At 50.6% G+C, this 10,718-nt stretch carries 9 protein-coding genes; all 9 read right to left on the reverse strand.

The features are described 5' to 3' along the window. Positions 1 to 60 precede the first annotated feature (60 nt). Positions 61 to 591, reverse strand: a complete 531-nt coding sequence (locus tag DXA87_RS16890; protein ID WP_117470941.1) for a cob(I)yrinic acid a,c-diamide adenosyltransferase — start codon at positions 589 to 591, stop codon at positions 61 to 63. A 107-nt stretch (positions 592 to 698) separates the two neighbouring features. Next, positions 699 to 2,669, reverse strand: coding sequence for an ATP-dependent helicase (locus tag DXA87_RS16895; protein WP_117505450.1), 1,971 nt, complete (start codon positions 2,667 to 2,669; stop codon positions 699 to 701). 107 nt (positions 2,670 to 2,776) lie between these two features. Next, on the reverse strand, positions 2,777 to 4,234 hold the full coding sequence (gltX, locus tag DXA87_RS16900; protein ID WP_117484204.1) for a glutamate--tRNA ligase: 1,458 nt from the start codon (positions 4,232 to 4,234) through the stop codon (positions 2,777 to 2,779). 65 nt (positions 4,235 to 4,299) lie between these two features. Beyond that, positions 4,300 to 5,667 (reverse strand): magnesium transporter, encoded by a 1,368-nt coding sequence (gene mgtE, locus DXA87_RS16905; RefSeq protein WP_117470944.1) that lies wholly within the window; start codon positions 5,665 to 5,667, stop codon positions 4,300 to 4,302. 506 nt (positions 5,668 to 6,173) lie between these two features. Then, the gene (gene efp / locus DXA87_RS16910) at positions 6,174 to 6,731 is read right to left on the reverse strand and encodes an elongation factor P (RefSeq protein ID WP_015555065.1); all 558 of its coding nucleotides are present in this window, start codon (positions 6,729 to 6,731) and stop codon (positions 6,174 to 6,176) included. 102 nt (positions 6,732 to 6,833) lie between these two features. Then, positions 6,834 to 7,367 carry a YqeG family HAD IIIA-type phosphatase gene (locus tag DXA87_RS16915; RefSeq protein ID WP_117505451.1) on the reverse strand — a complete coding sequence of 178 codons (534 nt, stop codon included), beginning with the start codon at positions 7,365 to 7,367 and terminating at the stop codon, positions 6,834 to 6,836. A gap of 117 nt (positions 7,368 to 7,484) precedes the next feature. Next, a complete protein-coding gene (gene nrdR / locus DXA87_RS16920; protein WP_117470946.1) occupies positions 7,485 to 7,940 on the reverse strand; it encodes a transcriptional regulator NrdR in 456 nt (151 codons plus the stop codon). Positions 7,941 to 8,077: 137 nt separating this feature from the next. Continuing rightward, positions 8,078 to 9,073 carry a spore coat protein CotS gene (locus tag DXA87_RS16925; protein ID WP_117470953.1) on the reverse strand — a complete coding sequence of 332 codons (996 nt, stop codon included), beginning with the start codon at positions 9,071 to 9,073 and terminating at the stop codon, positions 8,078 to 8,080. Positions 9,074 to 9,432: 359 nt separating this feature from the next. Continuing rightward, positions 9,433 to 10,665 (reverse strand): CCA tRNA nucleotidyltransferase, encoded by a 1,233-nt coding sequence (locus DXA87_RS16930; RefSeq protein WP_117505452.1) that lies wholly within the window; start codon positions 10,663 to 10,665, stop codon positions 9,433 to 9,435. Positions 10,666 to 10,718 lie beyond the last annotated feature (53 nt).

Raw genomic sequence — 10,718 nt, forward strand, 5'->3', positions numbered from 1 at the left:
ACCACCACTGTATTGTACGAAATCTCCAGTCCGGAAAATTCCTGCCCACGCACAGTAACATCAGTATTCTACTCCGCGTCGTGCCATGATTCCCTTGTCAAACGGATGCTTTCTCTTACAGATCTCCGACACATAGTCCGCCGCCCCAAGTAACGACTCCGACGGGTTCCGCCCCGTAAGGACAATTTCCAGCCCATCCGGCTCGCCCTTTTTCGGCCGGTTTTCCAGAAAATCCAGGATGTCCTTTTCCGGTACCATCCCGTAGTTCACCGCCGCCATGATCTCGTCAAAGACCACGAGATCCGCAGTTTTCGCCAGCTCTGCCGCCTCCAAAAACAGATTTCTGTTATAATCCGCGCACTCTTTTTTCGTCTCCTCATCCATGGACCGGACAAAGCCAAAGTTCTTCCGGCACGGGATCAGTGTCACCTCCGGAAGTCTCTTTAAGATCTCCACTTCCCCGGAGTTATCTGTCTTTAAAAACCGCGCGATCACGACACGCCTACCGCTGCCCGCTGCCCGGACCGCAAGCCCTATCGCTGCGCTGGTCTTTCCTTTTCCGTCACCACAATAAATATGGACAAGTCCCATTTGTCTCCTCCATTCTTCATGCATTCACAGCAGGAAAGAACTGTTCTCTGCTATGGTGCCTTTCCGGCGGCCTAAGCCGCAATGACTCTGGCTCCTCTCTGAATCCTCTACAAACCTGCTTCCCCGATAAACCGCGAAACATCCGTCTTCCTGTGATACCGCTCCCGCACCGCCGCCACATGGAGCCGGTCCTTTGCTCGGGTCAGGGCCACATAAAACAGCCGCCGCTCTTCCTCGATATCCGCCGGGAGTCCCGCCTTGTGATGCGGAACGATCCCCTCATTCACATCCACCACGAACACCACCGGATATTCCAGCCCCTTCGCGCTGTGCATCGTGGACAGTGTCACCCGGTCTCTCGCTTCCCTGGTCTCTTCGAGATTCTGCTTTTTCAACTCTTCCTCGTACCGCACCGCATGTTCCTTCCAGGCCTCGAAGGTCTCAAACTCCGCCGCACTCTCCGCCAGCTTGTCTGCTGTCTCGAAAAGTTCCTCCGGTTTCATTCTCCGGAACTCCGCGTATGACCTGAGATAATCGTCATATCCGATGACTTTGCGGATATAATTCACCGCTGCCACAGGCTTCAGTCTCGACATGGTCCTGAGATCCGCCTCCAGGTCGCATATCCGGTCCTCCATCCAGTCCCTGTCCTGATAAAAGGACTTTAACCGGTCGAAGGACACCGTCGGCGTATCAAAGGCGTCTCTGCTGAAATACCGGTTCGGACGGTTCATGATCCGGTAGAAATCCGACCGTTTCCTGCTGCCCGCCGCGATCTCCATGTAGGCAAAGAGGTCCTTCGCGATCCAGTGACTATAGAGGTTTGGGATCACATCCCGGAGCTGAAAGGGAATATTGTACCCCATAAGCCGCTCCGCCATCAGCCCGGAATTTGCCCCTGTGCGGAACAACACCGCAATCTCGTTCCAGGCATACCCGGCGTCATGATACGCCCGGATGCTTTGTGCCACCGTGTCCATCTCATGTCCCGGATTGTCAAAGACCCTGAAATCCACCGGCCGCCCGGATCCCCGGAACGGCTCCAGTTTCTTCTCAAAGCGAACCTTATTGTGCCCAATAAGCTTCAGCGAAGTCTCCACGATCTCCTTTGTGGACCGGTAGTTTGTTCCAAGAAGAACTCTCTTCGTCCCCGGAAAATCCTTCTCAAATCCCAGCATGATCTCCGGCTTCGCCCCGCGGAACCGATAAATGGACTGGTCATCATCCCCGACGATAAAGAGGTTATTTTCCGGCAGCGCTAACATCCGCACCACCTGGTATTGCAAAAGATTGATGTCCTGGAATTCGTCCACCAGAATATACTTGAATTTTTTCTGCCAGGCAGCCAGGATGTCCTTCCGCTCCGTGAACAGCTCATGGCACATGACGAGCATATCGTCGAAATCGATCTTTCCCGTCTGCTCCAGCATCTCATCGTACCCGTCATAGAGCTTCTTAAACCACTCTTCCGGGCAGTTCTGGGAATAGTAATATTTTAAGTCAAGGCGCTCGCCCTTCACGTAGCTGATCTCGTTGATGATGGAGGAGATAAACTCCGCCTCGTCCTCCACCTCCATCCCGGACTCATCGAGAAACTTTTTAAAATACTGCCGCTTTTCCTCCCCGCTAATCACATTTCCGGCGGGAAAGCGGTACGCCCACTTTAAGATGTGGTAAAAGACGGAATGGAAGGTTCCGAAACTCACACGGCTGCCCGCGGCTTCCAAAGAATTTCCGGCTCCCTGCGCGCGCTGCCTGGCCTCGGCTGCACTCTGTTGGCTTTTTTCCGGCCTGTGCAGACTCCATCCGTTTTTCGGCAGGTGATCATCCTTCTTCCCCGCCTTTCTCCGCTTTTCATCTTCCTCCCGCGCCAGTCTGAGAAACCGCTCCTTCATCTCCGCGGCCGCCGCTTTCGTGAACGTAATGACAAGAATGCCGGAGGGGTCAACGCCCGCCTCCAGCAGTCTCTTGATTCTGTGTGTAATTACTGTTGTCTTTCCAGACCCCGGACCCGCTAAGACCATCATCGGTCCATCCCGGTGCTCCAGAGCTGTCATCTGTGCTTTATTAAAATCCATATTTATCCATTCCGGTCAGGTTTCTGTCTGTTTCTGCCCGGTCCGCCGCTTGATCGTATTGCGGTTTTGAGACTGTTCAGTCCTCTCACCGTTACGCGATTTACAAATTACTCAGCAGCCTCCAACAGCTCAATTCCCTTCCTGATACGTGTCAGGGACTCCTCTTTTCCGATGATCTCCATGATCTCGGTAGCGCCTGCCGGTGTCATCTGTTTTCCAGATACCGCTGTACGGATCGGCCACATAACGAAACCAGTCTTTACGCCCTTATCGGCAACATACTTGGAAAGAGCCTCAAACAGGGCATCATTGCTGAAGTCATCCTGTTCCTCAAGGATCGGAAGAACCTCCTTTAATGTCTCTAAGGAGTTCTCCTTTGTTGTCTTCATCTTCTTATGGATATACATATCCGCACTGTACTCCGGCATCTCCTCGAAGAAGTCGACCTGATCCGCGATATCGCACAGTGTCTCGATTCTCGTCTTCACCATTCCGGCAATCTTCTTTAAGTCTAACGGTTTCTTGATCGCAGCCTCAAGGTACGGCTTTGCAAGCTCGAAGAACTTCCCATCGTCCATCTTCTTGATGTACTCGCCGTTCATCCAGCGAAGCTTTGTCATATCGAAGACAGCCGGGGACTTGCTCATATTGTGGTAGTCGAACGCTTTTACAAGCTCCTCAAGAGTAAAGAACTCCTGGTTGTCTGTCGGGGACCATCCTAAGAGGGCAACGAAGTTTACGATCGCCTCTGTTAAAAAGCCCTGCTCGAGAAGATCCTCGAAGGAGGAATGTCCGCTTCTCTTGCTTAATTTCTTGTGCTCCTCGTTTGTGATGGTTGGGCAGTGTACATATACCGGAACTTTCCAGCCGAATGCGTCGTAGAGACGGTTGTACTTCGGGGAGGAAGAAAGGTACTCGTTTCCGCGGACAACGTGTGTGATCTTCATCAGATGGTCATCCACAACGTTTGCGAAGTTGTAGGTTGGGTATCCGTCGGATTTGATAAGGACCATATCGTCGAGCTCTGCGTTGTCTACCGTGATATCTCCGTAGATCTCATCGTGGAATGTTGTAGTTCCCTCTTTCGGGTTGTTCTGGCGGATAACGAACGGCTTTCCTGCCTTTAAGTTTGCCTCTACCTCTTCTTTGGTAAGATGCAGGCAGTGCTTATCGTATACCATGATCTCCTCACCGTTTACGGTCTTCTTTAATGAATTTAAGCGCTCCTGGGTACAGAAGCAGTAATATGCCTCACCTTTTTCTACAAGCTTTTTCGCGTACTCCATGTAGATTCCGGCTTTCTGGCGCTCACTCTGGACATACGGACCATAGCCGCCGTCCTTATCCGGACCCTCGTCATGGATCAGTCCGGTCTTTTCCAGTGTGCGGTAGATGATTCCCTCAGCACCCTCAACGTGGCGCTCCTGGTCTGTATCCTCAATACGGAGAATGAAATCTCCGCCTTCATGCTTTGCGATCAGGTATGTGTAAAGAGCTGTTCTTAAATTACCTACATGCATCCGGCCGGTCGGGCTCGGCGCAAATCTTGTTCTGATTTTTTCCATAATCCATATCTCCTGTTGATATATATTTATCCGCGGATAGTTCCGCAGACAGACATTCTTTTTTTCTATACCGTCATATCTAATAAATGACAAGCCAGATTAAAGTACACCATCAGACTCACCGCATCCACGATCGTCGTGATCATCGGTGACGCCATGATCGCCGGATCAAGCTTTAAGACCTTCGCCCCGATCGGCAGTGTGCATCCGATCGTCTTCGCAACGATGACCGTACAGAACAGGCTGATCACGACGGTCACGCAGATCATCGTGTTGCCCGGATACTGGATCATCAGACGGATAAAGTTTACCACCGCCAGGACAAATCCAACGATCACGCCGACCCGTACTTCCTTCCACACGACCTTCAGGATATCCGAAGGCTCCACATCGCCGATAGCCATACCACGGATGATCATGGTGCTGCTCTGGCTTCCGGAGTTTCCGCCGGTATCCATAAGCATCGGGATAAAGCTTACAAGAAGCGGGATTGCCGCAAAGGCATTCTCATATTTTACGAGGATTCCGCCGGTGATCGTACTGGAAAGCATTAAGATCAGAAGCCACGGGATCCTGTTTTTTGCCAATGTGAAGACGCCGGTCTTTAGATACGGCTTTTCACTCGGCAGCATCGCCGCCATCTTCTCGAAGTCCTCGGTGGCCTCTTCTTCCATGACTTCCATGACATCGTCAACGGTGATGATTCCCACAAGGCGGTCCTCACTGTCAACTACCGGCATGGAGAGCAGACCGTACTTGTTCATCGTGTCCGCCACCTGCTCCTGGTCATCGGTCGTCTGGGCTTTGATGACGTGGGTGTCCATAATATCGCCCACCAGACGCTCATAGGGCTGAAGGAGAAGATCCTTTACCGTCACAACGCCGTCCAGCATTCGTTTTTCGTCCATCACATAGCAGGTGTAGATCGTCTCGGAATCCACCGCGTGATGACGGATATAGGCGAAACACTGTTCCACCGTCATAGTCTTCTTTAATCCGACGTACTCAGCCGTCATGATACTTCCGGCTGTGTTTTCCGGATAGTTTAAGAACTGGTTGATCAGTTTTCTCGTCTCCGGTTTCGTGTTCTGAAGGACACGGCGGACCACCGTTGCCGGAAGTTCCTCCACCAGGTCTACGGCATCATCCACATAAAGCTCTTCCACGATCTCGGAAAGCTCTTTATCGGTGATGCTGTTGATAATGTGACTCTGCTTGTCCACCGGAAGCTCGGCAAACACTTCGGTCGCCAGCGCCTTCGGCAGCATCCGGAACACGATGACCGTACGCTCGGAATCCAGTTCTTCGATGAACGACGCGATATCCACCTCGTTCAGTTCCACAAGCTCTTCCTTTAACAGGCGGTACTTTTTCTCCTTCGCCAGATCCAGAAGATGCTCCATGTCAAATGTCTCATTTCCATCATTCGGCATTTTCTTTTCCCCCATAATCAGTTGTTTTCACTCAGCATTTTGCTGATCTTTTCACGCGATTATGGAAGCAAAGACACCTGCAGCCGCCGCATTTCCCCTGCGCCGGTCCACAAGCTCCTGTACAGTTAAATTCGGCAATGCACATAACAGATCGTCCCTGTCATGCCTATTGCCACTGGTTCAGGGTGTGCGTCTGCTTCCATCGTATGACTTCGACCTTCCATTATGTGTTCACTTCCTTTCTCTGTGCTTTCCATTATAAGAAAATTTTACCCAATTGGCAACCGGTTACGCAATTTTTCGTGAAGAAGATGAATTTTCAGTTCAGAAAATTCCCACCCGTGAACAATGACAAAAAGCCGCCAGGATATGGGCTGGCAGCGTTCATGAACACAGTGTTATTAGTTTGTTACTATTACGTTACTGGTTGTGCGTATTTTACAGCGTTTTATGGAACGAAAACCCCAGGAAACATAAGGTTTCCTGGGGTTATAATACTTCGTGGATTAAGCTCTGGAAAGGTACTCACCAGTACGTGTATCGATCTTAACGCGGTCACCCTGGTTAACGAATAACGGAACGTTGATCTGAGCGCCTGTCTCAAGAGTAGCCGGCTTTGTTGCGCCTGTAGCTGTATCGCCCTTGAAGCCCGGCTCTGTATCTGTGATCTCGAGCTCTACGAATAACGGAGCCTCAACAGAGAATACCTTGCCATTGTAGGAGCAGACTTTCACTGTCTCGTTCTCTTTAACGAACTTTAATGCATCACCTACAACATCTGTGGATAATGCGATCTGCTCGTATGTGTTAACATCCATGAAGTTGTAAAGGTCACCGTCTGCATACAGATACTGCATATCTACGCGGTCGATTCTTGCTGCCGGGAATTTCTCGGTCGGACGGAATGTTCTCTCAACTACACCGCCATTGATAACGTTTTTTAATTTTGTTCTAACGAAAGCAGCACCCTTACCCGGTTTTACGTGCTGGAACTCTAAGATCTGAACAACCTGTCCATCGATTTCAAGTGTAACGCCATTTCTGAAATCACCTGCTGATACCATAAATGATAATCCTCCTTAAAACTGTTTCCAATTATTTCATTTCAAATTTCACGCTTATCGCTGATTCTATCCTATTCTATACTATTCTCCAACGGTTTTCAACTATTTTTTGCAAAAATCCCCGGCTGTCCGCCCCGTTTTTTTCAATCGTTTCCTGTAAAACATGAGAACTACCGCCTCGAGATACCGTTTCAGGACAATCTGGATCTCTTCTTTTGGATTGATGGGCTTTACAAGGATCGAATAGAGGCCTGTCCTGTTTGCGCCCCAGACGTCCGTAAACAGCTGGTCGCCGACAAAAAAAGTGGTATCACGGTCCGTTTTCATCCGCTCCATAGCCCGCTCGTAGCCTTTTCTCGACGGTTTCCCACCCTTAAAAATATAGGGACTTCCCACCTTGTCCGCAAAAGGTGATACACGCGGCTCCTTATTATTGGAAAGGATGCAGGTGGAAAAGCCGATGGCGCGGAGCCGCTCAAAGAGCTCGATCGCCCGCTTGTCCGCCGGTGCCCCGTGGGGAACCAGGGTATTGTCCACATCGAAGATGATTCCCCGGTATCCTCTCTCATAAAGTTTCTCGTACGGGATCTCGTATGCGCTGTCCACATAGTTCCCCGGATAGAATGTTTCAAACATAATATTACCCTTAATTCAGCACTTCAGCCATACCTGCTCCTGTTTTTATCCGGGTGAACAACGTCATTCATTGACCCTTTTGCAGACCGGTGCACAGCCAAACCGCCTCTTTTGCTGTTATTTATTATTTAAGAACTTAGCCAATTCATCCATAAACGCGTTCACATCCTTAAATTCCCTGTAGACAGACGCGAAACGGACGTATGCAACCTCGTCCACCATCTTGAGTTTTTTCATGACAAGCTCGCCGATGGTCACGGACGGGATCTCACGCTCTTCCATGCTGAAGATCTGCTTCTCGATCTCGTCGATCATCTTCGTGATCTGGTCCGAGGAGACCGGACGCTTATGACATGACAAAAGGATTCCGTTTTCGATCTTCGCACGATTGTACGGTTCTCTGGAATCATCTTTCTTGATGATCATAAGCGGCAGTGTCTCTAATTTCTCATATGTCGTAAAGCGCTTTCCGCACTCCTCGCACTGACGTCGGCGTCTGATCGAGCTGTTATCATCAGCCGGACGCGAGTCGATGACCTTTGTATCCTGGGCACCACAAAACGGACATTTCATGGGACTTCCTCCTTTGCTGCCGACCGTACTATTTTTCCGCTCACGGCCACATTTTTATACCATATCTTATCACACTATCCTCTGGTTCCGCAAGTCTTTTGCTCTTTATCCGTAATTCCGATCTCCTGGCTTTTTCCTTACACGCCTTGAATAACTGTCTGTATAAAGCTCTCCCTCGCCTCCTGCTGAGCCTCCAGCTTTCTGATCTTCTCCGTACTCTTCGCGGGCACCCAGGCCTTGTTGGCGTTGTAATAAAAATTGATCTGTTTCCAATACTTTTCCGGATATAAAAACAGGTAATAAAGCACCTGCCGCTCCACTTCCGAGACCGGCAGCACCCGTTCGTAGGACTCCATGACCTGCCTCCCCAGCCGCTCATTCCAGTCATGCTTCTCCATAATCTTCCTGAGGAAATAATACAGGTCCTCCATCTGGACACCCAGGTGCATCTGGTTGAACTCCGTCACCGCCGTGTATCCGTTTCCGATCAGGATATGGTGGTAATCCGGCTCCCCATGGCAGACCGCGTACCCATCTGCGATCTCTTTTCCGTGAATCTCATACAGCCTTTCCATGCCCCGCTCTGCTTCCACGGCCTGGGCCGCGAAAATTTCAAAATTTCCGATCACTCGAAGCTCAAATTCATTTTTCTTCCGCTTTCCGCGGATAAATGTCCTCGCCTTCTTTAACTCCCGGTTATGGCGGCGCATGGCCTCAAAGAGCGGCAGTGAGATCATGGATCTCATATTCCACGTTTCCTGCCGTTTGATCATGCGGAACTGCCGATGCAGAAGCGCCAATGCCCGCACCGCCGACAATACCTCTCTTTCATCCTTCAGGTCACATTCCCGGTCCGCGAACCATTCCTTCACGATATATCTGGTCCCATCCTCCGCCGTCGACAACAGCTCCCCCTCAGAATTTCTCACATATTGGTCCGCCTTCAGAGTCTCCATTCCATCTAAAGACTGCAAAACCGCCTCCTCAAACTCCAGGCGGTTCACACTTCCACGATATTCCTTTAAAAGCCGCAGTCCCAGATCCGTCTCAAGGATCCAGGATCCTCGTCCTCTCCGCAGCACATCCACCCGAAATCCGTACGTCTTCTCCGCCTCTTCCTTCCAGTCGATCACGATTCTATCCCCCCATATCCTGCTCTGACCTTTTCCATCGACAACAATTCCGGCCCTCATCCTGCTGCCGGAATTTCCTTCTGCACAAGATATGAAATGAAAGGGGGGATTATTCCCCTGTTTCCAGAATACGGCCTGTACGTTTTTTCCTGCTTTCTGGCTGCCCGCCGTTAAATAAAAAAATGTGCCTTGGCACCTTCTCGCGCCTCGCGCGGCCGCTTGCGACAACCTACATTTTCGCGCGAGTGCGCATCATCGACACGTTAGTGCCTTTTATGTAATAGGGAATTCCTTGGAATTTCCTATTGCACAAAAAAAGACACCTGCAAAATTCTCTGCAGATGTCCCTACTGACATTTTTATTTCTCTTTAAATTGATTGATTTTCTCTAATAATATATCTTTTTTATTTAATTCTGGTTTTTCAAGCACCAGATTCAAAAGGTACATGAGCCCGTCGCCGATCTGCTTTCCTTTTTCCAGACCTTTTGCGAGAAGATCGCCTCCGTTGACCGCCAGCTGCTTCAGGCTCACACAGTCTCCTGCCTCTTTGATCTCCTCAAAAAGCCGCAGGATCCCCGGAACTGTCTCATCTCCGTCCAGCTTCTTTAGCTGCATGGCTCCAAGGAACTGGTACTCCGTCACCCGGCTTAAAAGTCTCCGGATCTCGACCTTATCGACCGCAAGCGGTGCCTGGAATGCCGTGATCATGTTCTTTACGTTTCCAATAGTATCATTGTCAAGCTTTAATCCGCGAAGGATCTTCACCGCCTGCTCCGCTGTCATATGGCGCAGGAAACCGGCCCATCTATGGGATTTGTCCGCCGGAAGCGCAGCGATGCCAGCCCAGCATTCTTTTAACGGATCCATGGAATTTCTGCTCTCCAGTTCCCGTTCAAACACCTCCGTAAATCCTGGCGTCACATACTCCGCGATCCCCGTCGCGTCCACCATCCAGATCTTCTCCGGATGATCCGACAGCAGAAGCTTCGTGAGTTCCACCTGGATCCGCTCCTTGCTCACATGGACGAGGTTCGGCGCGATCTCAGCAATGGCCTTGTACGTCTCATCCTCGATCACGAAGTCCAGCTGTGCCGCAAACCGCACTGCCCTGAGAATCCGCAGCGCGTCCTCCGTAAACCGGTCCTTCGCACAGCCAACGCACCGGATCACCCGGCGCTTCAGGTCTTCCATGCCCTCAAACTCATCCACGATCCCCGTCTCATGGCTGTATGCCATGGCATTGATCGTAAAGTCCCGGCGCTTTAGATCTTCCCTGAGATCCGGCGTAAACTCAACCGTCTCCGGATGTCTTCCGTCCAGATATTCCCCGTCGATCCGGTATGTGGTGACCTCATAGCCGCTTCCATGCTTAATGATCGTCACCGTTCCATGCTTAAGGCCTGTATCCACGGTTTTCCCGAAGATCTCCTTCACCTGCTCCGGCTTTGCGGAGGTTGTAATGTCCCAGTCCCCCGGAATTCTCCCGAGGGCTGCATCCCGGACACAGCCTCCGACGATAAATGCCTCGTATCCATGGCTTCGTATATTGTCAATGATCCATTCCGCCTCATAGGGCATCTCAATTCTCACCGGTCCGGTTTCCTCCTTATAAATTAACCTATTGTGCTATTTCAAATAAAACG

It is taken from the genome of Desulfotomaculum sp. OF05-3 (assembly GCF_003435535.1).
GTDB classification, from domain to species: Bacteria; Bacillota; Clostridia; order Lachnospirales; family Lachnospiraceae; genus Pilosibacter; species Pilosibacter fragilis.